The sequence below is a fragment of the Bacillus cereus group sp. MG9 genome, assembly GCF_040459995.1.
Taxonomy (GTDB): Bacteria; Bacillota; Bacilli; order Bacillales; family Bacillaceae_G; genus Bacillus_A; species Bacillus_A mycoides.
Genome location: NZ_JARVHC010000002.1, coordinates 195,311 through 219,499, shown reverse-complemented (window position 1 = coordinate 219,499; position 24,189 = coordinate 195,311). Strand labels below are relative to the sequence as shown.

Genomic DNA, 24,189 nt, shown 5'->3' with positions numbered 1-24,189 from the left:
AGTCGTTTTTAAATTAAACCTCATTTTTTTAATACATTCTTTAATCCTCTCATTTTCCGTTACTAGTGTAACCAAATATATTACTCTATTAGGCTTTGAATTATTGGTAAGAAATGCTAAAGTTAAATAAGTTAAAAAAATATACAAAGTGAGGCGATATTTTTGAAAAAGCTCAGTTTATTACTAACGGCATTTCTAATGATTGCTGCATTATTTATCCCTAATCTTGCAAGTGCTAAATCTTTCCCTGATGGTACATTTGGTGCAGACGTAAAAGTAACAAGTGAGCAGTCTGCTGCATTCTTAGCTCGCGTATTAGAACCAAGCTTCCGTCCTCCCCTTCCTCAACCAGAGGGCAATTTAGAAGTTCATTATATTGATGTAGGACAAGGTGATGCAACGTTTATAAAATCTCCAAGTGGAGAAACAATCCTCATTGACGGAGGAAACAATGGCAAAGGTAAGATAGTGGCAAATTATCTAAAAGGACTAGGATTCCAAACCATTGATTATATGATTGCTACACACCCTGATGCTGATCATGTAGGTGGATTAGATGAAGTACTAAATTCTATGAACGTAAAAAATGTGTATGCACCTAAAGTAAGCCATACTACCCAAACATTTAAAGACTTTTTAACTGCGGTAGCCAACAAAGGATTAACAATTAAAGAAGCAAAATCTGGTTTAAATTTACCAATCAATGGTTTAGACTCACAATTCTTAGCCCCTGTTAAAGAATATGGTGATGACTTAAACGAATGGAGCGCTGTATTAAAAGTAACGCACGGCAGCAAATCATTCTTATTTACTGGTGATGCTGAAGCAAAAAGCGAAAAAGATATGATTGCAGCACATGGTTCAAACCTAAAATCTGATGTATTAAAACCAGGTCACCATGGAAGCAAGACTTCTTCTTCTCAGCCATTTTTAGATGCAGTTAAACCAAATATCGCTGTTATCAGTGCAGGTGCAGGTAACAGATATGGACATCCTACACAAGAAACGTTAGCCAAGTTATCTTCAATGTCTGTTAAGGTATATAGAACTGATTTAAATGGAACTGTAGTTATTAATAGTGATGGTTCAGATATTTCAGTAAGAACGGAGAGATAACGATGCAAAGAGGTATTATTGACCGTTTTGAAGGAGCATTAGCAGTTATTGAAATCAATAACATAACAATTGATGTACCCAGATCCAAACTTCCTTCTAATGTAAAAGAAGGGGACGTTCTTATAATTGAAAATGATACGTATACAATTGATAATAATGAAACAGATAAAAGAAGATGTGAAATTCAAAATTTAATGGATAAGCTATTTGAATAATAGATTTTCAAAGTCAGCTCAATATAAGCTGGCTTTTTCCATTGCTATTATAAACAAGATCCGCCACTTGCATCGATTAATTCCCCAGTTATCCAGCGACTGTTTGATGAAGCAAGAAAAGCTACAATATCAGCTATATCTTTAGGCTCTCCCCATCTATTAAAGGTCGACAAACTTGCAGCATATTTCTGTCCATCTTGATTTCCCAATGTTCCAGCATTCATTTCTGCATTAATTATGCCAGGAAGAATGGCGTTTACCGTAATACCGCGGTAACCAATTTTGTTGTGCTAAAGTATGAGTGCGTCTATTAATTGCCCCCTTAGATATACTGTAAGCAAAAACACTTGTCGAGGTGACACGTGTAACAAACGATGAAATATTGATGATCCGTCCTCCATCTTTTAATCGTGGTAAAGCCTGTTGGATAATAAGAAATGGAGCCTTAACATTAATATTCATAATCTCATCAAAAGACTCTTCTGTGGATTCTTCTAATGTTAAAATCCGCACTAATTATGAATGCAAAACCACCATCTTTTTTAATTTTATGCACCACTTCTTCTGCTTCTTCTTTTTCCATAGTGAACTACGACCAACGCACCATCCTGTGCCAAATTTATCGCAATATTTCGCACTATCCCCCTACTTGCACCAGTTACTAACGCGACTTTTCCCTTTAATGTATTCATTTCTTCAGCCCCTAGTTTAAAACTCATCCTAGTTATATCACAAGATGACCTTTGAAATGTTGCGCTCTTATTTGGCATCCATAAAACAGCAAAAAAAACATCTCATAAGAGTCGGCCTTTTCACTTCACACATACATTGGCTTTACAGCCCTTTTCGAACGAGAAAGCCCATTGCCTTTAGGCATGGGATGAAAGTGAGGTTGGATACGGAGTACCACTAAAAATCACAAGGTTTGTGGTACTTTAAGTATCCAAAGTGTTGGTATCTTTTATTTTTCATCCTTTTTGTTGCAGTTAATTGAACAAACTAACACAATGTAACTATGATAAATGATTATAGAAGAACTAAAACAACCGTATCATTCATTAACTATCATTTTGTGTTTTGTCCACGATACAGAAGAAAGATTTTTCTAAATACAAAAGTAGAAGAATGCTTCAAAATGTTGGTTCAAGAAATATGTAATGAACTGGATATTGTTATTATCGCAATGGAATGTGAAAAAGACCACGTTCACTTGTTTTTAAATACACTGCCAACACTTAGTCCCGCCGATACAATGGCAAAAATTAAAGGAGTGACATCAAAGTGTTTGAGAGAAGAATTTCCCCATCTCATGCACCTGCCAAGTCTATGGACACGTTCCTATTTTGTTTCTACTGCTGGAAATGTATCAAGTGAGACAATAAAACATTATGTTGAAAATCAAAAAACAAGGGGGTGAAACTTATGTCTCAAACCATAACAGTTAAAGTTAAATTGCTTCTAACAAAAGAACAAATCTGTTTATTGGAACAAAGTAGCCACGAATATATCAAAGTCATTAATGAACTTGTATCTGAAATGGTTGAAGCAAAGAAAAGCACTAAGAAAAGTACAAAAGATGTTCTTGCTAACCTACTAAGTGCGGTTAAGAATCAAGCGATTAAAGATGCGAAAAATGTGTTTTCTACAAAGGTGAAAAAAAGTAAATACCAAATCGTTCCGATTTTAAAGAAACCCGTTTGCGTATGGAATAACCAAAATTATTCATTTGACTTCACACACATCTCAATTCCGTTTAGCACATTGTTTTAGCTCCTTTTATCAGAAAAAAACGATTCACCCTCCACCTTCACTCCGCGCTTAGAGGAGGGGATCTTCTCGTTCACAAAATAAAAAGAGGGACAAATGCCCCTCTTACAATTACATCTCACTATTTCACAAGGTTAAATAATACCTTTTAATATCAATCCTAAAACTGACATAACTATCGCACTAATAATGATTCGCAAAATCCAGGTTGTGTTTGTACTTATTTTTTCTAATTGCTTATTGATTGTAGCTATGTCTTTCTCATTAATAGCTGTACGCATCTCTAAATTACGAATATCTCTCATGATTTCTTTTTGTTCCGTTTTTAGACTGTCAATTTTAGCGTATACATCTTCCATATATTCACACCCTCTGTTCATCTTAATAGAGAAATCTATATGTATATTATGAGACAACCCTCTTAACTGTGAATGCATTCCACATATTCGCACGCCAAATCCTTTGGTAAAACCTAATTGAATTACTTACATCTTTCCGTGCTTACATATTAAAATCATTAGTAGGATAATCCGCAGTCTTGCAAGTTCTTTTTCACAATCTGGGCCTCTTCTCCTATCCATATTTAGCTACTCCACTGTATTTCCTAAAACACTCATATATTTATCTATATATAAATATATGAGTGTTTAAATCTTTGCTTATATGTGATTTAGATAAGTCGGAATTAGAAGAGGAATCCTTAGTGATTCCTTTTTCTATTTGATATGAAAAAAGAACGGATTTTTCTACTTTAATTACGTCTTCCAATCCTAGTATCTAGAACACTCTTTATATGCTGTTTCGAAATGGTTCTTATTTTCCTCTGAGTTATATCTCCATTTATATTTTGCCAATCCGAATTATTAAGGTCATACTCACAATCTAACATCCTCTTTTTCTCCAACGTTAAATTAGATGTACAGTGGTGCTTTATGTTTAAAAGCAAAAAATGATTCTATTTTGTTTATGGTTATTTGTTACTTTAAATGTTGTTGAATTTACTATTAGTTATATTCAAAGAGATTATAGACCTACTACAGGCAATGAGGTGTTAATCTCTAAAACATTGCTAATAACATTACTAGACGTCCCTGAAGGAATATTTTGTTATTTCAGGTGCAATTTTCATATATCAATTCACAAAAAAATCACCGAACGAAAATGCATCTTTGTAGGTGCTTTTTTTCGGTGAACTATTGATAAATGAAATCCACATAAATCCTCACTAAATGTGACTATAGTCCCTTATTATTTCTTGAAATAATATGACACTTCCAAATTCAACATTTATGACTACTTTCTAATGCTTCTTTTATTACTGATTGCTTTACAAAAAAAACTGAAGGAACATTATCAGAGAAGTTTTGGTATACATGTAAAACTACTATATTTCCAAAGAACGTGTATAAACTGTGACAAACAAAAGATATAGTGTTAAAGTACAAGTAAAATACACGATAGAAATAAGCCTTATATTTACTTTCTAATTACGTATACTGGAAATCAGAAAATTTACTATCACCACAACAGTTCCCTACTCACTAATAATAACAATACAAATGTTATTATTGCTAACAGTGAACGTACTACACGTAAATAAAAAATTATATAAAGATATTTTCGCTACCTACTTGACAGAGAGTTGTTCATCCATCAATAACAGCTCTTTTCTAATACGTATATTTATACTTTATTAGCTTTATTTTTTTCTATATGTCCATATAAAATATCTCCTAGCTGTTGTACTGTTATTTCTTCCTTCTCGTAACTCTCTGTAGTTTGTAATAGAAACTCTAAATCAATTATTTCTTTCAAGATTTTATAAATAGAAAAAAAAGCTTTATTTTCTACGTGTATATCCAAATCCATTAAAGCTGAAATAAGTTTTAAATTTTCTCTATCTGCTTCTATCATTTTAATTATGAGTTCTTTTAATACCTTTTCCTGCCACACTATAAACAACTCCTTCAGATATTAATCTAAATAACTACTTCAGAATAACCTTATTAAATTTACTGCCATTTACTTATTATCTTTCAATTTGCTAAAGAATATTATAATCAATACTCTTGATAACTTATTTCTTTTTATATTATCCCTCAATATATTAAATTACTACTATGTTCTTTTTTTAAAGTATACATCCTCTTCTTGACTTAAGTATAACAAAGATAATCAAAAAATAATTAATTAGATTTTGAAAATTAAAAATAAAACCATTTATGGAAAATTAAAGACATAATTTATGAATAAAGAAAAGGGTTCTTCTGTAAATAATTACAGAAGAAAACGATTGATAGCAGATTACCAGCGGATTCGAATTTAATGCCATAAGTCTCCATCGATGAATTCTTCTGATTTTGAACAAACTGGACCCTTAAATTTATCATTTTCCGACAGAAGACTCCTTCCTCAAAAATGTGAAGTTGTGAAACACCAATTTTAGGTGGGAGATGAATGTCGGTAGGCGTAAGCCTACTTATTTTGTATACTATTAAGAAGCATGCTAGAAAGTGAGGTGCAATCAATGTTATTAAATAAAGCATATAAATTTCGTATTTACCCGAATAAAAGACAAGAAATCTTAATTGCGAAAACGATTGATTGTAGTCGATTTGTGTTCAATCGGTTCCTTACTATGTGGAACAATACTTACAAAGAAACAGGGAAAGGATTAACATATAATTCTTTCTCTGCCGAGCTCACTCAATTAAAAAAACAGAATGATACGATATGGTTAAAAGAAGTAGATAGTATTGCGCTTCAATCTACATTAAAAAATCTGGCAGATGCTTTTTACGCTTTTTCAAGAAATAGAATGATCCTCCACGATTCAAGTCCAAACGAAATAAAATCCAATCTTACACAACGAAAGAAACAAATGAAAATATCGCTGTGATAGGTAATCGAATAAAACTACCTAAAATCGGATTTGTGAGGTTTGCAAAGAGCCGTGAGGTAACGGGACGTATTTTAAATGCTACCATTAGACGGAATCCAAGTGGTAAATACTTTGTATCTTTGCTAGTTGAGACAGAAGTAAAAGAATTACCGAAAACAGGATCTTCTGTTGGGATTGATATGGGATTAAAGGATTTTGCTATTCTTTCAAATGGCACTACATACAAAAACCCTAAATTCTTTCGTACATTAGAAAAAAAATTAGCGGAAGCACAACGCATCCTTTCCAGAAGAACGAAAGGTTCTTCGAACTGGAGTAAACAACGTGTGAAAGTGGCACGAGTCCATGAACATATTACTAATGCAAGAAAAGATTACTTGGATAAAATCTCTACCGAAATCATCAAAAACCACGATGTAATTGGTATTGAGGATCTACAAGTAAGCAATATGCTAAAAAACGGGAAACTTGCCAAAGCAATCAGTGAAGTATCTTGTTCACAATTTCAAAATATGTTGGAATACAAAGCAAAATGGTACAGGAAGCAAGTTGTAGTTGTCTCAAAAATATTTACTGCTAGTCAGCTATGTTCGAGTTGTGGTTACCAAAATAAAGATATTAAAAGTATAAATCTTCGTGAGTGTCATTTTCCTCCTCGTGGCACACATCACGATAGAGATATTAACACAGGACTAAATCTTAGAAACTACGGTGATAACCTAGTTAAGTTTCTATACTTAGAAATCTCCCGCTTCAAACATTCCGTTAGAACGTTAAGTAGTGAGTGGTTCAAATACAGTTTTGAAATACACTTATATCTCATTACATTACCAAGGATAATACTAATCTATCTTATTCAAAAAACATTTGAAATAAAAAAAGATGCTCGAAAGCATCTCACTGACTAAAAAATTATAATATTTTCAAATTAATATAAATCCAAGTATTTACCAATGTTATTTTTTAGAGCATTCTCATAAATCTCATATGCACATGAAATATCCTCAATAGCCATTCCCATGGGGTTTAGGATAATTAATTCATCCTTATGTTCTCTCCCTGCTTTTAATCCAGTAATAATATCCCCTAATTCAGCATGTAACATCTCTTTAGAAAATTTACCTTCTAAAACCAATTGATTTATTACTTTTTTTTCTCTATTTGCTTGATCCCAATCATCTACAATTACCTTATCCGCTTGTATAAATAATTCACTTTCTAAATCCATAATAGATACATTACTAATAAATGTTCCTTTTTGAATCCACTCTGCTTTAATATATGGCTTATTCACTACTGTACATGTAACTAATACTTCTGCTTTTTCAACAGCATCCTGAACTTTATCGGCAACCCGAAATGATATATTTTTATATTTTGACTGAAACTCTTTTATTAGTTCTTGTGCTTTATTTAGCTCCACATCGTATAGTACAACATTCTTAATACTTTTGAAATTTTCTAACATAGACATTACATGCATTTTAGCAATCAAGCCACAACCAACAATAGATAGATTTCTAAAGTCTTTATTGGCTAAATGTCTCGTAGCAACTACAGAAACAGCTGCTGTTCTCATTGCACTTATAGAACTTCCCTCTAAAATAGCAATCGGGAAATTTGTTTGAGGATCATTTAAAACAATTAATGCACTTGCCCGTTCCATGTTTCTCAAAGATGGATTATCATGCTTACTTCCAATCCATTTAATACCAGAGATAGACGGCTCACCTAAATGTGCAGGCATAGCGATAATCCTATCAGCAATATGTTCATCTTTTTTGTTAGTTTTTAAGTATGGTTTCAGTGGTTGACTAAAATCCTTACGAGAGTGTAGGATTAATGCACGTTCTACGCCCTTAATATAAATATCAGAACTATTTTCTTCTAACTTATGAACATCTGCTCTACTAAGATAAAGAATTTTCGGCTCAACAGTTTTATTAGTCATTCATATCACCCTTTATTGTATTTTCATATATTACTAATATTATAAGTACTAGTCAATCTGTAATACTTCTCTCCATTATGTTTAATTTTTGATATACAGTATCTATTTCCTTATGAATATCCTTCTCAACAGACATTAGCTCTTCCAATTTCAATTGAAGGGTAGGTATAATTTGTTGAGGATCTTTATTCTTTAAATTTGCCTGCATTATAATAAAAGAAATTTTCCGTGTAATGCTAAGGGAATATCCCAAATAATTAATCAACTTTTCCATATCAAGAGAAACTATATGGTGATATTTATTTAAGTAATATAGCATCCCTTCTCTACTATAAAGAAAACAAGTATTAAATCTACGAATTAAAAAATTCCAATTATCCTGTATACTTTCTTGTCTACTCATTGCATTTGAAAATACTTGATCTATCTCCATATATAGTTTAGAAATTGCTGTTGTCCCTGTATAATAACTAACACCGTCGAATTGAAAATGCCCCTGTAAATACTGAGATAATTTCAATAAAAACTCATATTTCAAACATTTTATCATTTCATCATTAAAATTATTAATTCGTGCAGTTTCTATATTTAACTTAATAACTTCGCCTGCTTGTTTAATCTTTTTAGACTGAATAGAATTATAAATTAAGTCAATAGGTATCGGACCATGATAACCAAAATATTGATCTTTAACATGAACATTTTCGTTCTCTACTCCTACTATGTTCAAATAATGATAATCATGAACTGGTGGAAAGGTTGGATACATAGTTGAAAGAACCTTAACATCTACGCATAATAAAAATGATTCAGTATTATTATGAAGAAACTCTCTTAATTTATGAGGAGCTACCTTAGATTTACTAGTGCCAATATAATTTTGCAACCATCCAAGAGTATTAGGCTGTTCCGCCTCAAGCTCAAAAGTAATATCTAAACTAGGATTACTATATACATATCCAAAATTTAAATGCTTTAAAATTAATGGCTCTAAACCAAATTGCTCCAATAACAAAGACATACTATTCCAATAACAATTGACACCTCTTCTCAAATAGCTATACCTTTCATTAAGCATCTCATAAAACTTCCTTTGCGTTTTCATTAAACTCAAAAAGAACATTTACAGGAGAGCATACTAATTTCCCAGGATGTCTTGATAATTCAGACGTCTTAATGTTCCTTACTGCAAACATTCGCTGTAACCACCGATCATTTCCATCGTATTTTGGAGTAAAACCTGTCCGAGCATGAATAGCTTTTTTATTATCCACAACTAATAATTCACCTGGTTTAAGAGCGACTTGTATACAGTTCTCTAACAATTGCTTTTTCAAATATTCTAGCGCCCACTTAGCCATAGGTGTTTGAGGTTCCATTAGATAAAAATCCATGCAAATATCCGGATCTAATAAAGGTCCACTTAACACAGGTATAGTAGTATGATAACTGTCTTCATCCCCATTTTCTAAAAATGATGATGGTGCATTAATTTTATATAAAGGTTTTCTTAATATCTCTATTACATCATTAGATAAGTTAAATAAAACTTTTCGGATTGAGGAAGTAATTGTCTTTGCCTTAGCTTCTTTATCAGATTTTACACAGTATAAAGCTAAAAAGTCAGGTTTATATGGATGAAACCCATCTTCAGTATGGAACTCTAAGATATCAGATCCTGTATTCTCTTGCTTTTTTTCTTGTCCTTTTACCGGGCAAATATTTTGAACTAATAACCCCTGTTTTTCATCTTCATATGCAAGTGGTTCCCCTAAACAAAGCATAAATAAAAATAAGATATACTCACTAATGGCCGTTTGTTTATCTTCACTTAACTGACCCTTTACTGGTGTATTCGGAAGAATTGGATCTGTTGGTAAATTAGAGAATTTTAAAGTCCCAAATAAATTAGAAAACCTTTTAAATGTAACTAATTCCTTTAAAATACGTATAGGTAACTTACTTTTAATAATATCTAATTCGTTTAATAATTTATCATCCATCTTGGTTATATCAAGTAATGGAAGCTCATTAATTAAATGCTTTAATTGTTTCTTCTCCTCCTCGGTTAAATGCACTTCCCAATTACTGGAATAATTAATCATAAAACTCCTCTCCTTCCTTTCCTATGCCGATCCTTAATTCCCGAGCCTTTTGTTGAAAAAAACTATTAATAGAATATGGTTTAAATTCATCTATAAAGTTCCCAAAATTCGAAAAACTAAGGCTGTTACTTGCAGTTTTAGCAATACAAAAAATATTTCCTTTTGTAATTTTCCATTTGATAGTCCCATTTAAACTTTTATTAAAAGCTCTTATACTTTCATCTAAGCAGGACTTAAGAGGACTAAACCATCCTCCACCTACTACTAGATTAGTCCATTCTCTATCAATATAGGACTTTACTCTTAGTTCATCTCTAGTTAATACCATTTCTTCTAATAATAAATGAGATTGATGTATTAACATTGCTGCTGGAGCTTCTCGAATTTCTGGATTCTTAACACCAAAACAACTATCTTCTAAACCTGCATATCTTCCAATTTTATAATCCGATAAGAGATCATTTAATAAAATCACTATCTCCTTTAAACTCCTCTTATCATTATTAATCTTAAACGGAATACCATTTTTGAACGTTATATCTAGGTATAGAATTTCTTTTTCTTCTATTTTATTTGTCCACTCAAATACGTTATCTCTAATTTCTAACTCAGTATACTCTAAAGTATCATTCTCTATAACTCTGCACCATAAGTTCTCGTCAATAGAATATTTAGATGTGGTAGGGAAATCGATACCTAATTCTTTCTTCAATATTCTCGCTTTATCTTCACGTGTAGTATATTCTCCTATAGCCGGACAAAATATATTAACATTTGGATAATTGGCCATTATAGAAAGGTTAAATCTCATAGCAGAATTCTGATATGGTGTTGAATTATGAACAATTAGTGATCCTCCAATATCTTTAGCATACTCACATGCCAATTTAGCAAGTAACGGACGTGTGTAGCTAGAAGAAATAGGGAAATGGTTGTTATATAAAGCTTTGGCCATTATCCCATGTGATATATAGCTATTACACAAATCTTCTGAAGCATCAATAATATGAAGTTTCAATTCTAATTTTTGAGATAATTCCATAATTTCATCAGAAATGTTTTGTCCAACATCAATTAAAACGGCATGTATATCCATATCGTATTTTTTCAATTCATAAGCTGTATAAAAACTATCTAGTCCACCAGAAAACAAGAGTACAGCTTTTTCATTTTTAAAAGGCAATAGTTCTTGGAATTGACCATATATTTTACTCATATAAATTAGTCCCTATTTCATTTTTTGCGATTAATTTATTGTTAAAATATCTTATATTACGAGGAATATTCAATCCCCTTCCAAATTCTATAATCCATTTAGCAAATACTGTGGTGACAATTTCTGAATTTCTATAAAAGTCGAAGTTAACACTGAACCATTCTTTGATTACATCTGGAACTGCATCTTTTGGAGAATTTAAGATACGTATCTCAAGGTCTGTAATATCATCTAATAACATACTTAGATTTTCTTTGATTTTCATAATATCCAACTCAATTTTAAAATCTTTAAATGTAATTGCTCTAGCCTTTAAAAGGTACTCAAATAAAATATAATTTGTTAGACAGTCAAAACTTTTTTCAGGATCATCAGCATAGCTATAACGAAATAGTCTTTCCACAAGAAATATCTCTTTTGCTAGTTTATCAATATAAGAGTCCTTATTTAACAAATACAAATATGCTGATATATCTACTCTAACTTCTTCAAATGAACTTCCTAGCAGTGAACTTTTTTCTTTAAAGAATACATTTAAAGGTAATACTCCTTTGTAATGATAGTAATCATGTAAGTACGAAAGTAGCATTCTTGCCGTATAAATATCATTAAGATTAGCTTTAAATATTGATAGAGGTGTTTTTAAGACCTCTTCACTAATAGGTTTAGTAATCTGATGGAACACTTGTAAGTACTTGTTTATAAAGAACAAAGAAAATTTATCTTGTTCTATGCTACTATTTGTTACAATTGCTTCTGGGAAAAAGCTAAATACATTAGCTTCTAAAATACCCTTCGTTCCCAAGATTAATTCTACGCCCATAAAAGTATCAAATGGTAACTCTTCTCTTAAATGTGTGATAGCTTCTGGTTCATTCCGATAATAAAAGCATGCTTCAAAATTAATAATTTTATTTTTTTTCACAGGGAAAAAGAACATACCAAATTCTTTATTCTCAATTTTATTGTATTTCCCAAAAGTAAAATCAAATTTGGGTGTATTATTAATATTAGATTCTTTCCATGCAATCAAATCTTTTATAATTGCTTTTACTAAGCCTTCATCAAAATGGGTCTTTAACTTTTCTAAAATGAGTATAATACGTTCAATAATTTCTTCACAATATGAATCTTCTTTATTAATTTGACCTAAATAATTTTGATGTACTCTTAATTTTTCAACTTCTAAAACTAACTCTTCTGCACTGTTATACCATAACAAATTTTTCAAATTATCCATATCACTTGAAATTAACATAAACTACCTCCTATTTAATAATTGTGTTATCGAACTAATTGAATTGAAGTTTTCAAATGAAATTTCAGACTCCATGAATTGAGCCTGTTGTACATTTTCTAAATAAGTAATTAACTCCATAATTTTTAAAGAATTAAGTATACCTGTCCCTATTAAATCTAGATCATGTGGGATACTTTCAATACTTCCATCCTGTAATAATTCTCTTTTTATATAATCTTCTAATTCCGTTTCCAGCATGCACTTTATTCCTCCGTATATCCCATTAGTTTCTTTCGATCAATTTTGCCAGTACTAGTTTTAGGTAATTTATGCTCTGTAAAAATAAACTTACTAGGAATTGCATAAGCATCTAAAAACTCAGAACAATACTCTCTAATATCTAAGGAATTTAAAGTTGCTTTAGAATGAATATAACAAGTAAGACCATCATTGTTCATTACAATAAACACCTCATCTATAAGATTATGTTTAGAAATTACATTCCTGACTTCTGAAAGATAAACCCTTTTCCCTTGAATCTTAACCATGTCGTCCATACGCCCCATGTAATAATACAGACCATTTTCCTTTTTAACCAAATCACCAGTTGGAAGGTATTTTAAGTTATTTGAATCATTCATTTTAAAGGTCTCATTTTCTGTTTTATTCAAATACCCTTTTAACATCGTCGAAGAATGCACATATAACTCTCCAACTTCTCCTTCACCACATGGTAGCAAATCAGCATCTAAAACCTGTAATTGTACATGTTTTAATGGTCTGCCAATAGGAAGAATTTTTAATGCCTCTATGTCTTGAGGAAACAAATAAGATAATGCCTCATTAACCTCTGTATTACCATAAAAATTCACAATATTAGCATTTTCAAAACAATTTCTAACCAATTTCACATCGCCGAAAGGTAAAGCTTCACCCGCTAATCCCAAAAAACGAACAGAAGTATAATTTTTGATTTTTTCATTTAGAAGCAATTTAATTGATGAAGGAACCAAATGCAAAATGTTAATTTTTTCCTCTTCAATCAATTGATTAATATATCGCGGATTATTCCTCTTTTCACTTGAAGGAAGTACACAGCAACCACCTACAGCAAAAGGGATAAATAAAGAGAATATAGACATGTCAAAATATAAAGGCGCATGACATAAAAATTTATCCGCATTTGTGGCTCCAACAAACTCGCTTCCCCAGCTAATAAAGGCACGTAAACTTTCTCTTGCTAAAATTACCCCTTTTTTCATACCTGTCGAACCTGAAGTGAAAAATATAAAAGATTCAAGACTATCATCTATTCTACCAACATCAACATTTGATTCCATAGACTTAACATATGCTAGATCAAACAAATTTTGTTGAGGTTTACATAGATCCAATGAGAATAATAATAGGTCTTCTACAAAATTCAATTTAGAATCTATAGCATTTTTTTTGTTAACTATACAGCATTTTATTTGAGCGCTTTTAATACTATCTTCAAAGATTTTCACTTGTTCATCTGGATTTAGCGGCACACTTACAGCCCCTATTTTTAGAGCTGCTATATAAGTTATTACGTTGTGTATTGGATTTGTACTTAAAATTCCAATTCTTTCTCCAACGGTAATACCTTTTGACAATAGAGCATTGGCCAATTGACCAGATACATTATCAATTTCTTTATACAAATAATTTTCTGTATCTGTTTTATAAGCTATTTCATCTTTATATTTTTCAATCGTATTATTAAGCATTGTTTTAAGGCATACTTTCAAAGCATCTCCCCCTTTTAATACCTATATATATCCTCTCACGAAGTTTTAATTTTCAGAATAAAACCGATGTTAAATTCACATTAGTTTGTAATAAAATTAAAAAACATATTTGTTAAGTAACGTTAAACTAACCCCTCTTATACAAATACGATATGTAGAAATGTAAGGGCTTGTATTACAATTAAAGAAACTATTTTATGGAGTTGATTTTTATGTCAAATGAAAAAACAGTAGTAAGCTCTAATTCCCCATTTGAAGACTTTTTAGGATCTTCTAGGGCAATTAAAAAAGGAAATATCATTGTAGTTGCAGGCACAGCCCCCTTAAATACTAATGGAGAGACCACAACCTCTGATGTTTATGAACAAACAAAAAGTTGTATTAATGTAATCAAAAGTTCTTTAGAAAAAATGGGTTCTTCTTTAGAGGATGTTGTTAGAACAAAAATTTATATTACAGATATGAATAAGTGGCATGAAGCAGCTAAAGCCCATAAAGAATATTTTTCAAAAATCAAACCAGCTTGTACAGTTTTTGAAGTAAATAGATTTATAAAGGAAGAGTGGCTTGTAGAAGTTGAAGCTGACTGTCTGCTATAATACTATCCCACCTAAGCATAGACTTAAGGTGGGAGATTTTTATGGATTGTCCACGAAAAAATTAACTCAAGTTGGTTCACAAAATTCCCTTGCAGCAATCCCTTTGTTCCATTTGCAAATGTATTTGAATCTACTTTATATAAAATCTTTCAGTCGGATTATTAGTGTTTGAAAGTTTTCTCTTAGCTCTGTACACCTCTCATTTACAAGTCTTCCTCAAAATCACTATTCTACGTGATTTTGAATAGGATCTTCAGTTTAGAAAAGAAACTTTTATTAATAATCACTTTATAAATATATAAATTCAACCACATTATTTTGTATCAAATATATCCTTAAGTAAGGCATTTAATAATGTATAACTTATCATAGGTTTTTCCTTTGTCAGAAATTTAAATAAGGAAGCAACTTTAATTGTTTTCATACATTAATTAGCATTTATAACTCTTTTTGTCGAATTTGATGATAAGGATACACTTTTTTAATCATGGTAAAAATTCAAGATTTAACTAATCATTTTAGTTCGGCTGAAAACTTACCTTACCTCCATTTGATAATAAATTAAATCCAAAAAGGTTTAATAGTGACTTTCATCCCACTTTTATCACTGAATTATGACTTTCACAGTACTCGAAGTGGAAATTAAACTCGCTTAAAAATCATAATAGCCATATATAATAATATAAATTTAAGTTTAAAAATATTACTATTATTCGAAAAAAATAGTCAAATTAGAAGGATATAATTCAACCTAAGGAGAATAGTATCTAAAAGGTTTAAAAATTCAAAAATTAATTTTATACATACGTAAGAGACATGTAGAATTCTTCTTATTTTAAATAAGCAATTCTAACACGCCTCTTTTTAATAAGTTATTACAGCCCTACAAGAAATTCGTTTCCTTTACCAATTAAAGTATAACCAACTCCTTTTCGGTGGACTATAAGATTAAAATTTTTCTGACTAGTATATAATTTTTTTCTGAGCTTATAAATATATTGTCTAACTGTTTCAGTAGTTGTATATTCATCCCAAATAGCAAGTAGGATATCTTCTGTTGTGACAAATTTGTCTCGCATGTTTATAAAAAACATGAGCATTTCATACTCTTTTCCAGCTAAAGGAAAAATTTCACCTGCATTATCTAGATAATGCATATCTACATTCACAAATATACCTGGATAAAGTTCAACAATATTTTTGTTGTGCTGCTTATTTCTATTCAATTGGACAATATGTTTATAAAAATGACTCACGCACTCCTGTATTTGTTGATGAGTATGAATTTCAAAAGACATTGTAGAATTTTTTTTCAAAAGTTCTAATCCTGCCTTATTAGTACTAATATCTTCATCAAATAATATTAATATTGGGATATTTTCTAACTCTTTTTTTATATTTCGAAATTGTTTTACCTCTTCAAAATCTAAACTTTTTAATCTCCATATTATCCCATCAAAATGGTTTCTTTTATCTTTTAAAATATAATTTAGAGAAGTAATATCTCCCACATGTATAATTTCCCAATTGGGATAGTATGCAGATCTCCGAGCTAACTTTGGTAAAAATAATTCAGGACTAATAACGACAATTTTCATTTCCCATTCCTCCATAATATTTTTTATTTGGTAAAATTAGATATCAAGACTACCTGTGCGATAGAGTAGTCTTTGGAATGAGAAAGTGATACAAAAGCTTCCAACTTTTGTTTCTTAATCGTTTGTTCAGTCGTATTATAGAATTTAAAATACGGTTCGCCCGTCTTCTTCTTAAGTATAACAGCATCTGTAAAACAGAATCCATTACCAATCCCTGTACCTAATGCTTTAAAAAGGGCTTCCTTTGCAGAAAATCTTGCTGCAAAATGTTGGGATGGGTTACTTTTTTTTCTACAATATTCAATTTCTTCTGGAACGAAAATTTTATTTAAAAATTTGAGGTCATATTTTTTAATTGCAGATTGAATCTCAGTAATATCTTGAATATCAATCCCTATACCATATACATTAGGCACGGATAAGATTGAATTTCCCTGTTTCATGGTATACATCGACTCCCGAATAAAATTTTTTATTATTCTAGCTATTTTTCAACTCCATAATATAATTTGCAATGGTAGTAACACTTTCTAAATATGAAGGATCCAACTCTTCCATATCAAATTCAATTTCACATTTCTCTTCAAGAGCTAATAAAAGTTCAATTATACCTGTTGAATCAAGCCCTAGTTCTTCAAAAATATTTGCATCTACTTTCACATCTGCTACAGCAAGTTCTAATTGCTGTGCAAGAATTTCAGTAACTACATCCATTAAATTATTTAGCTTATTCATATACTTAACCCCCGATTATTTAATTTTATTATTAATTAATTCCTAGTAGTTCTTGAGCAACTTCCCGTTTATGAATATTTGTTGATCCTTCCATAAACTCTATCATTCTTCCATCCCTTAGCCATTTTTCTAATAATGGATGGTCAATAATAGCTTCCGATCCTACAACCTGATTAATTCGTCTGGTTACTTCATATACCAAATTATTTGCCATCCATTTTCCCATGGAAGAAGTACCTGCATTATAAATACCCCTATCAACTTCTTTAGCTGCCCGATAAACTAATCTCCTAGTTCTTTCAATTTTCCATTGAAGTTCATCGAGTATAATTTCTTCATTTAAATTCAACTTAATATTTTCTCTCACGTAATCTACCATGGCTCTCGATGTTCCAATTGCAATCGAAGATGTCGAAGGTCGCATTCTAAAAAACACTTTCATAGCTCCCCGTAATCCTCTTTGAAGAGGTGGTTTATTTAAACCAATAATTTGAGATTTATCTACTTCTAAATTGTTATAGACTGTATGACCTAACCTAGCTGCATGCATTCCTAAAGTCCGACCATAATCTCTATTTACAGTATCCGAATTTTTAAATTGATCTTCATGTATTAAAAAACTTTGAATTGCAAACGTGTTATTTTTATGGCCCATCTTAGCAAAAGTAAGTGCCCATTGCGCTCTTTCTGCATTAGCTATATATTTTTTTTCTCCTTGTAATAGATACGTTCTATCATTTTTTTTGGTTGCAACCGTTTCAATAGCTGCTATATCTGATCCAGCATTAGGCTCCGTTAAATTGAAAGCCGTCCAAACCGGATTCCTCCCCATAAAGGAGTTGAAGAATTTATCCTGTTGTTCCTGAGTCCCTAGCTCTTTTAATATTGGTCCTAATAATTGTGGTCCAGGTAAAGATAACATCATCGCTGGATCTCCATATGCTAACTCCTCAGTCCATATCGCTAACTCCAAAGAGGAATCTCCATAATAGATTTGATTATCTCGTCCACTGATACCAGTATAACCATACTCCTTTGGGACACCTAAACGCCATAAAGGCTGGTAAAATGAGTCTTGCTGAAGATAAGTGGGTGGTAGTCCTCGACTCTTATCTGCTTCTAATGCAAATTCCCTTAATGATTCCCCGTATACTCTTAATTCAGTTCTAAGTGATTCAAACATATTAATTAGACCCCCTTCAACATTGAAATATGGTGTATTTTGAGAAAGTTTTTTATAATGAAAGGATCCTCTAATCCAAATGCCCCCAAAACAGGTAATATCTTATCTATAATTTGAGTACTATTTTCCAACATAAAATTAATCTGTTTAAAGAACTTACTATATTCCGCTTCATCTATACTAAATTTTGTTGATAGTTCCCTTAAAAACAGTATATTCCCTTCAATTTCACTACTTGCAATGACAAATGTATCATAAACCATTTGGTGTTTAGCTATTGGTACCCCAAAAGTTTTACGTTCTTTAATATAATCTTTACAAAATTGTAATATCAATTTACTGAATTTCAAAACAAAAGATGCTAAAATTATTTTATATCGAAGTCCATAAATCCATAGTTTCTTTTGTTGATGAGAGGGAACTTTTATAACGTTTTTATACTGTTCAACCTTTTTAAGGGACAACTCCTCCTCATCTAAACTGTAAACTTTCACACTATCTTCAAAACTCATTTTCCACCAGACATTGTTGTCTAGGTATAGAATAGAACCATCCTGATGCTTTCCGGCAAACAAATATAAATCTCGATTTTTCCATCCCAAGCTTACTTTGACTTCTTTTAATTCTTGTAATAATTTTTGTTCTTCTTTAAGTAGTTCATTATAAAGAGTATTTTCATCTATATTATCTATTATGCTATCTATTCTTGTTGAAAAAGATGGAGATTTCAGTGTTTTCATGTATAAACTACCTCCTATTAACTTTCAAATGTTTGTACTACTGGCAGATCATATTCTGTTTTCTTACGAATGACTATATACTTATCATCTTTCACCAATACTTCAGTAGGAAGGTGATGACTTAAAAATAATACAGGACTTGCAGTCAATCCATATGCTCCAGCATTCAAAATGCCAATATAATCACCGGGCTGGGATTTAGGAAGGCTTATCTTCTTTGCAATTAAATCGTTTGGGGTACATAAAGGGCCAGAAATATAATATTCGGTATTAGGTTCATCACTCCATTTATTAAGAACCTTGATTGGGAAATTTTTCTTTAGAGCATTCCCCATTCCACCAGCGGCCATATGGTGATGTGTTCCTCCATCTACCGTTAAAAAATCGCAATTTTTAGATTTTTTTTCATATAATACTTTTGTAACATAAATCCCACTTTCACCTACAACATATCTACCTGACTCTAAAAATATCGGGATTCCTTCACCAAAGCTACTATAAAACTCCTGAATCATAGCATGTAATCTATCAGAAATATCATCCAAATCAAGCGTACTTTCATTAGAAAAATACGGTATTCCCATTCCACCACCGATATCTATATAATCTAATTTAACATGAAATTGTTCTTGAACTTTCTTTGCCAAATTTAAAATATATGCTGTATTTTCTATGAACACATCACTAGATAGAATGCGTGTGCCATTATATACATGTATCCCTACAATCTTGAGATTTGATAATCTTTCTTCTAACTCAAATATATTTTCCAGCTGTTCTTCATCCATACCAAATTGCCTTGGTTTTCCACCCATAGTTAATTTTGAACCTTTTGCTGATACACTTGGATTAATTCTAATACCAACTCTAACGGTTACTTCTTTTTCTTGAGCTATATTATTTACTTTTTGCATCTCTTGTAGTGACTCTACAATAAAATATTTAACTCCGTACTCAAATACTTTTCTAATTTCTTCTTCAGTTTTTCCTGGTCCCAAATATAAAACTCGTTCAGGAGAAACTCCTATTTTTTTTATTATCTCTAATTCCTTTAGTGAACAAATCTCTAAATTGGCCCCTAAGTCATAAATTAACTTTACAATAGATGGATTAGGGTTTGCTTTTAGGGAATAAAATAGTTGAATTGCCTTGTGAAGGTTCAAGAGCTTGTATACTTGCTCTTGAATAACACTAGCATCATATACATAAGCTGGTGTACCTATCTTTTTTACCACTTCTAAAAGGTTATTTTTTTCAATATTCAGTTTGTTTGCGGTAATCATTTATATTAAACTCCCTTCTTCAACTGCAATAATTTTTCTGCATTTTTATAAAAAATCGGATCCCATTCTTCTTCTGTGATATGAACTCCTTGTTCTTCTAAGCGCTTTTTTATATTCTTAAAGCGATCAATGCTTTCCTCCATTGTACACATTGGATAATCCGTACCCCAAATTAACTTATTAATAACCCCCTGTTCTTTTGCCATCTTAAAAATATTACACATTTCATCAATTGGTTGATAAAAAGATACAATTGATAAATCAGTATATACATTTTTATAATTTTTAAGAAGAGATAATGTATCGTTAATCCACGGCCATCCCATATGAGCTATTATAATATTAAGATTTGGAAATTTAATTAGTACATCATTTAGTAGCATAGGGTGACAATAACGTAAACTTGCTTGTTTTATCGGAGTAAACCCCATATGAACTAAAACTGGTAGGCTACGCTCCTCTGCATCTTCATACAGAGGATACCAGCCCGGATCATTAGGTGAAATGCCCAAGTATCCAAAAGCTAATTTATATCCATGTAGGTTATAATTAGTTAACTCTTGTTCTAGACTCTTTTTACACAAGGATTTTTCATAAGCATCAAAGGAAGCAAAACCTACAAAATATTTTGGATATTTTGCGCACAATTTTGAAACATACTCATTTGTAACATGTACTCCTAATGTGCGTTTAGCATTAAAAGCAAGTAATACCGCTTTTTTTACTCCTACTCCTTCCATTTCTTTGATTAAATTTTCTATTCTTACTTCCATATTTGTATGAGATTTATTACATGAATCCATCATTTGTTGGGCAAACTCTTCAGTGTACTCACTTTTTAATTCTCCAACATGAACATGAAAATCAATCAAACAATCACCCCCTTTCCAAAAATATTTATTAATTATGTTCTAAAAATCCCTTTAAAAATTTCCCTGTAAGCGAACGGGGTACATTACATATTTCCTCAGGAGTCCCTGAAGCTACTACCTGTCCTCCATTTTTCCCTCCATTAGGCCCCATATCAATAATATAGTCTGCTGTTTTAATAACTTCTAAATTATGTTCTACTATCAAGACTGATGATCCCTTTTCTACTAGTTGATGTATAACTTTTAAAAGTCGGTTTATATCTTCTAAATGTAGACCTGTAGTAGGTTCATCAAGGATATATAAGGTTTTACTAGTAGATGTCCTTGATAATTCTGTAGCTAGTTTAATACGTTGTGCTTCTCCACCTGACAAAGTTGTTGCTGGTTGTCCAATTTTCATATAACCTAAACCAACTTTATTTAAGCTGTTTATATATTTTATTATTTTAGGATGATCTTTAAAAAATTCTGTTGCATCTGCTACAGTCATATTTAAAATATCGGAAATATTATTATTTCGATATTGAACATTTAAGGTTTCTTGATTATATCGATGCCCTTGGCAATCATCACAAACAACATAAACATCAGGTAAATAGTGCATTTCAATCTTAACTACCCCATCGCCCTTACAAGTATCACATCTTCCTCCAGGTACATTAAAACTAAATGCCTTTTTAGTTAATCCCCTTACTTTAGCATCTGGTGTCTTTGCAAATAAATCTCTAATTTCATCAAACATACCTGTATACGTCGCTGGATTAGATCTAGGTGATCTTCCTATCGGTGATTGATCAATATTAATTACTCTATCAATGTGCTCTAAACCACTTATCTCATCAAAATCACCTGGCAGCAATTTATATGCTCTGTGAATTTTTCTAGCTAAATGCTTATATAATATTTCATGGATTAGGGTACTTTTCCCTGAACCTGAAACACCAGTAATACAAGTCAGTAGCCCTAAGGGAATATCGACGTCAATATCTTTCAAATTATTTTCTTTAGCACCTCTAATAGATAAATATTTCCCATTTTCTTTTTTTCTTTCTTTAGGAATCTTTATTTCTTTAGCACCAGATAAATATTGACTAGTTAACGAACCATTTCCTTTTTTAAACGCTTCAGGAGTGTCGGCTGCTACAATTTCTCCACCTTGATTCCCTGCTCCAGGTCCTAGTTCAACTATATAATCCGCTGCTAACATTGTATCTGTATCATGTTCTACAACTATTACCATGTTACCTAATTCTCTTAACTTTTTTAGAGTATTTATTAAACGAATGTTATCTCTTTGATGCAATCCAATGCTGGGTTCATCTAAAACGTATATCACTCCAGATAAAGCCGACCCTATTTGAGTAGCTAATCTAATACGCTGAGCTTCTCCACCAGATAGTGTTTTTGCTTCCCTATCTAAGGTTAAATATTCTAAGCCTACATCCAATAAAAACTGTAATCTACTATTAATTTCCTTAAGTAACCTTTCGGAAATTTCTATTTGTTTTTCAGTAAGAATTTGATTGATATGCTTAAAAAAATTAGCTACATTATCAATAGACATGCTAGATAATTGTGCAATATTTGTATCACCAATATATACAGCTAAACTTGTTTGTTTTAATCTCTTACCACTACAAGATTGACATGTAATGCTAGACATTACTTCTTCTAATTTTTCCTTCACACTGTCCGAATTACTAGCATTGTATCTACGATTTATATTAGGAATTACTCCCTCAAAAGGCGCTGAATGTGTTCGTTGTTTACGCTCTGACTCATATTGAAATAGGATTTCCTCTGTTCCACTTCCATAAAGAAGAATATTCTTATGTTGATCAGAAAGGTTTTTAAATGGCGTTTCTTTAGAAATACCATAATGATTACACACGATATCAATTATATTGTGATACCATTTTGCAGTACTCGTAGCCCAATTTTCAAACACGCCTTCATTTATAGACTTATTCCAATCTGTTATTAACAGCCTTGGATTCACTTGTAAAGTAGCCCCTAACCCATGACATTGTTCACACGCGCCATATGGACTATTAAACGAGAAATTCCTAGGTGTTAGCTCATCAATAGAATAACCACATTCGGAACATGCTTGTAAGCTATTAAAAAAGTATCTGTTTGTTTTTCCATTTTGTTCTAACGTCTCTATTAATACTTGTCCTTTTGCTTCTAACGCAGCTTTTTTGATCGAATCTGTAACCCTTCTTTTATTAGCATGTGAAAAAGTGACCTTATCAATAAGAGCCTCTATTGTATGTTGTTTATTTTTATCTAAAACGATGGGACTAGTAATCTTTAATAATTCGCCATCAACCCTAATTCGAATAAATCTCTTCTGAATAGCTCTCTCAATTACACTCTTGAACTCTCCCTTTTTTCCCTTAATGAGAGGGGCATATATATACAACTCTGTCCCATCTTTTAAATCTTTAAGCTGATTCATCATTTGATCTATTGATTGGGGTTGTATAGGAATATTATGTTCTGGGCAATAAGGAATACCAATAGAAGCGAACAATATTCTCATGTAATCATATATCTCAGTTATCGTTCCAACTGTAGATCGAGGATTCTTATGTATAACTTTTTGCTCAATAGATACTGATGGTGTAAGGCCTTCAATAGAATCTACATCTGGTTTTTCCATTTGTCCTAAAAACTGCCTCGCATACGATGATAAAGAGTCAACATACCTACGATGTCCCTCTGCAAAGATTGTATCAAATGCTAAGGATGATTTTCCTGAGCCACTTAAACCTGAAAACACAGTAAGGCTATTAAAGTCTAAATCTATATCTACACTCTTAAGATTATTAGCCCTTGCTCCCCGAACTTTGATTACCCGGTCAGACATACCTTAATCCTCCTTGTTCCCAC

General features: G+C 31.5%; 21 protein-coding genes and 4 pseudogenes. 7 read left to right on the top strand and 18 right to left on the bottom strand.

What is annotated here, in order from left to right:
* Positions 1-243: 243 nt before the first annotated feature.
* Both QCI77_RS28885 and QCI77_RS28880 read left to right on the top strand, forming a co-directional pair.
* A pseudogene (locus QCI77_RS28885) lies at positions 244-1,116 on the top strand (ComEC/Rec2 family competence protein); the annotation flags it as partial.
* A 2-nt stretch (positions 1,117-1,118) separates the two neighbouring features.
* Entirely contained in the window at positions 1,119-1,331 is a 213-nt protein-coding gene (locus tag QCI77_RS28880) for a DUF3006 domain-containing protein (RefSeq protein WP_149191246.1), read from the top strand.
* A gap of 47 nt (positions 1,332-1,378) precedes the next feature.
* Here the strand turns inward: QCI77_RS28880 and QCI77_RS28875 are convergent.
* A pseudogene (locus QCI77_RS28875) lies at positions 1,379-2,023 on the bottom strand (SDR family oxidoreductase).
* Positions 2,024-2,346: 323 nt separating this feature from the next.
* On the opposite strand from QCI77_RS28875, the gene tnpA reads away from it, so the two are divergent.
* Together tnpA and QCI77_RS28865 are read left to right on the top strand one after the other, a co-directional pair.
* Positions 2,347-2,748, top strand: coding sequence for an IS200/IS605 family transposase (tnpA, locus tag QCI77_RS28870; RefSeq protein ID WP_088031165.1), 402 nt, complete (start codon positions 2,347-2,349; stop codon positions 2,746-2,748).
* Between the two features lie 5 nt (positions 2,749-2,753).
* Positions 2,754-3,083, top strand: a pseudogene (locus QCI77_RS28865) (RNA-guided endonuclease TnpB family protein); the annotation flags it as partial.
* 149 nt (positions 3,084-3,232) lie between these two features.
* Here the strand turns inward: QCI77_RS28865 and QCI77_RS28860 are convergent.
* On the bottom strand, positions 3,233-3,457 hold the full coding sequence (locus QCI77_RS28860) for a hemolysin XhlA family protein (protein WP_353826043.1): 225 nt from the start codon (positions 3,455-3,457) through the stop codon (positions 3,233-3,235).
* 590 nt (positions 3,458-4,047) lie between these two features.
* On the opposite strand from QCI77_RS28860, the gene QCI77_RS28855 reads away from it, so the two are divergent.
* Positions 4,048-4,290, top strand: a complete 243-nt coding sequence (locus QCI77_RS28855) for a DUF3937 family protein (RefSeq protein WP_353825937.1) — start codon at positions 4,048-4,050, stop codon at positions 4,288-4,290.
* Positions 4,291-4,781: 491 nt separating this feature from the next.
* On the opposite strand, the gene QCI77_RS28850 is transcribed toward QCI77_RS28855, so the two are convergent.
* Positions 4,782-5,051, bottom strand: a complete 270-nt coding sequence (locus tag QCI77_RS28850; RefSeq protein ID WP_088031166.1) for a hypothetical protein — start codon at positions 5,049-5,051, stop codon at positions 4,782-4,784.
* Positions 5,052-5,625: 574 nt separating this feature from the next.
* On the opposite strand from QCI77_RS28850, the pseudogene tnpB reads away from it, so the two are divergent.
* Positions 5,626-6,749: pseudogene (gene tnpB / locus QCI77_RS28845) on the top strand (IS200/IS605 family element RNA-guided endonuclease TnpB); the annotation flags it as partial.
* Between the two features lie 179 nt (positions 6,750-6,928).
* On the opposite strand, the gene sbnB reads toward tnpB, so the two are convergent.
* Genes sbnB through QCI77_RS28810 form a run of 7 tightly spaced genes read right to left on the bottom strand, consistent with a single transcriptional unit; the run spans position 6,929 to position 14,284 of the window.
* On the bottom strand, positions 6,929-7,951 hold the full coding sequence (sbnB, locus tag QCI77_RS28840) for a 2,3-diaminopropionate biosynthesis protein SbnB (RefSeq protein WP_353825936.1): 1,023 nt from the start codon (positions 7,949-7,951) through the stop codon (positions 6,929-6,931).
* Between the two features lie 52 nt (positions 7,952-8,003).
* Positions 8,004-8,972 (bottom strand): hypothetical protein, encoded by a 969-nt coding sequence (locus QCI77_RS28835; protein WP_353825935.1) that lies wholly within the window; start codon positions 8,970-8,972, stop codon positions 8,004-8,006.
* Positions 8,973-9,030: 58 nt separating this feature from the next.
* Positions 9,031-10,056, bottom strand: a complete 1,026-nt coding sequence (locus QCI77_RS28830) for a TauD/TfdA family dioxygenase (RefSeq protein ID WP_353825934.1) — start codon at positions 10,054-10,056, stop codon at positions 9,031-9,033.
* Positions 10,049-11,272: an argininosuccinate synthase domain-containing protein gene (locus tag QCI77_RS28825; RefSeq protein WP_240381053.1), complete on the bottom strand. Its 1,224-nt coding sequence runs from the start codon at positions 11,270-11,272 to the stop codon at positions 10,049-10,051. The genes QCI77_RS28830 and QCI77_RS28825 overlap by 8 nt, the downstream gene beginning before the upstream one ends.
* Entirely contained in the window at positions 11,265-12,530 is a 1,266-nt protein-coding gene (locus QCI77_RS28820) for a DUF6421 family protein (protein WP_353825932.1), read from the bottom strand. Before QCI77_RS28820 ends, QCI77_RS28825 begins: the two co-directional genes overlap by 8 nt.
* 3 nt (positions 12,531-12,533) lie before the next feature.
* On the bottom strand, positions 12,534-12,770 hold the full coding sequence (locus QCI77_RS28815) for a hypothetical protein (RefSeq protein ID WP_193648196.1): 237 nt from the start codon (positions 12,768-12,770) through the stop codon (positions 12,534-12,536).
* Between the two features lie 5 nt (positions 12,771-12,775).
* The gene (locus tag QCI77_RS28810) at positions 12,776-14,284 is read right to left on the bottom strand and encodes an AMP-binding protein (protein ID WP_353825931.1); all 1,509 of its coding nucleotides are present in this window, start codon (positions 14,282-14,284) and stop codon (positions 12,776-12,778) included.
* A gap of 212 nt (positions 14,285-14,496) precedes the next feature.
* Between QCI77_RS28810 and QCI77_RS28805 the strand changes: the two genes are divergently transcribed.
* Positions 14,497-14,883 carry a RidA family protein gene (locus tag QCI77_RS28805; protein WP_088031176.1) on the top strand — a complete coding sequence of 129 codons (387 nt, stop codon included), beginning with the start codon at positions 14,497-14,499 and terminating at the stop codon, positions 14,881-14,883.
* Positions 14,884-15,758: 875 nt separating this feature from the next.
* Here the strand turns inward: QCI77_RS28805 and QCI77_RS28800 are convergent.
* From QCI77_RS28800 to uvrA, 8 genes are read right to left on the bottom strand one after another with little or no spacing between them, the layout of a single operon-like run.
* Entirely contained in the window at positions 15,759-16,481 is a 723-nt protein-coding gene (locus tag QCI77_RS28800) for a winged helix-turn-helix domain-containing protein (protein ID WP_176280899.1), read from the bottom strand.
* A gap of 23 nt (positions 16,482-16,504) precedes the next feature.
* A complete protein-coding gene (acpS, locus tag QCI77_RS28795; protein WP_149191257.1) occupies positions 16,505-16,933 on the bottom strand; it encodes a holo-ACP synthase in 429 nt (142 codons plus the stop codon).
* A gap of 28 nt (positions 16,934-16,961) precedes the next feature.
* Positions 16,962-17,216 carry an acyl carrier protein gene (locus tag QCI77_RS28790; protein WP_088031179.1) on the bottom strand — a complete coding sequence of 85 codons (255 nt, stop codon included), beginning with the start codon at positions 17,214-17,216 and terminating at the stop codon, positions 16,962-16,964.
* Between the two features lie 31 nt (positions 17,217-17,247).
* Complete coding sequence (locus tag QCI77_RS28785) at positions 17,248-18,399, bottom strand: acyl-CoA dehydrogenase family protein (RefSeq protein ID WP_149191258.1); 1,152 nt, start codon at positions 18,397-18,399, stop codon at positions 17,248-17,250.
* A 5-nt stretch (positions 18,400-18,404) separates the two neighbouring features.
* On the bottom strand, positions 18,405-19,139 hold the full coding sequence (locus QCI77_RS28780) for a hypothetical protein (protein ID WP_149191259.1): 735 nt from the start codon (positions 19,137-19,139) through the stop codon (positions 18,405-18,407).
* Between the two features lie 17 nt (positions 19,140-19,156).
* A complete protein-coding gene (locus tag QCI77_RS28775) occupies positions 19,157-20,422 on the bottom strand; it encodes a type III PLP-dependent enzyme domain-containing protein (RefSeq protein ID WP_353825930.1) in 1,266 nt (421 codons plus the stop codon).
* Between the two features lie 5 nt (positions 20,423-20,427).
* Positions 20,428-21,294, bottom strand: a complete 867-nt coding sequence (locus tag QCI77_RS28770) for an amidohydrolase family protein (RefSeq protein ID WP_193648198.1) — start codon at positions 21,292-21,294, stop codon at positions 20,428-20,430.
* A 28-nt stretch (positions 21,295-21,322) separates the two neighbouring features.
* Complete coding sequence (gene uvrA / locus QCI77_RS28765) at positions 21,323-24,166, bottom strand: excinuclease ABC subunit UvrA (protein WP_353825929.1); 2,844 nt, start codon at positions 24,164-24,166, stop codon at positions 21,323-21,325.
* Between the last annotated feature and the right edge of the window lie 23 nt (positions 24,167-24,189).

Coding starts and splice junctions, on each gene's coding strand:
- QCI77_RS28800 (WP_176280899.1), bottom strand. CDS start 16,481: ATGAAAATTGTCGTTATTAGTCCTGAATTATTTTTACCAAAGTTAGCT.
- tnpA (WP_088031165.1), top strand. CDS start 2,347: ATGATAAATGATTATAGAAGAACTAAAACAACCGTATCATTCATTAAC.
- sbnB (WP_353825936.1), bottom strand. CDS start 7,951: ATGACTAATAAAACTGTTGAGCCGAAAATTCTTTATCTTAGTAGAGCA.
- acpS (WP_149191257.1), bottom strand. CDS start 16,933: ATGTATACCATGAAACAGGGAAATTCAATCTTATCCGTGCCTAATGTA.
- QCI77_RS28790 (WP_088031179.1), bottom strand. CDS start 17,216: ATGAATAAGCTAAATAATTTAATGGATGTAGTTACTGAAATTCTTGCA.
- QCI77_RS28860 (WP_353826043.1), bottom strand. CDS start 3,457: ATGGAAGATGTATACGCTAAAATTGACAGTCTAAAAACGGAACAAAAA.
- QCI77_RS28785 (WP_149191258.1), bottom strand. CDS start 18,399: ATGTTTGAATCACTTAGAACTGAATTAAGAGTATACGGGGAATCATTA.
- uvrA (WP_353825929.1), bottom strand. CDS start 24,166: ATGTCTGACCGGGTAATCAAAGTTCGGGGAGCAAGGGCTAATAATCTT.
- QCI77_RS28775 (WP_353825930.1), bottom strand. CDS start 20,422: ATGATTACCGCAAACAAACTGAATATTGAAAAAAATAACCTTTTAGAA.
- QCI77_RS28835 (WP_353825935.1), bottom strand. CDS start 8,972: ATGTCTTTGTTATTGGAGCAATTTGGTTTAGAGCCATTAATTTTAAAG.
- QCI77_RS28825 (WP_240381053.1), bottom strand. CDS start 11,272: ATGAGTAAAATATATGGTCAATTCCAAGAACTATTGCCTTTTAAAAAT.
- QCI77_RS28830 (WP_353825934.1), bottom strand. CDS start 10,056: ATGATTAATTATTCCAGTAATTGGGAAGTGCATTTAACCGAGGAGGAG.
- QCI77_RS28805 (WP_088031176.1), top strand. CDS start 14,497: ATGTCAAATGAAAAAACAGTAGTAAGCTCTAATTCCCCATTTGAAGAC.
- QCI77_RS28780 (WP_149191259.1), bottom strand. CDS start 19,139: ATGAAAACACTGAAATCTCCATCTTTTTCAACAAGAATAGATAGCATA.
- QCI77_RS28815 (WP_193648196.1), bottom strand. CDS start 12,770: ATGCTGGAAACGGAATTAGAAGATTATATAAAAAGAGAATTATTACAG.
- QCI77_RS28880 (WP_149191246.1), top strand. CDS start 1,119: ATGCAAAGAGGTATTATTGACCGTTTTGAAGGAGCATTAGCAGTTATT.
- QCI77_RS28855 (WP_353825937.1), top strand. CDS start 4,048: ATGATTCTATTTTGTTTATGGTTATTTGTTACTTTAAATGTTGTTGAA.
- QCI77_RS28820 (WP_353825932.1), bottom strand. CDS start 12,530: ATGTTAATTTCAAGTGATATGGATAATTTGAAAAATTTGTTATGGTAT.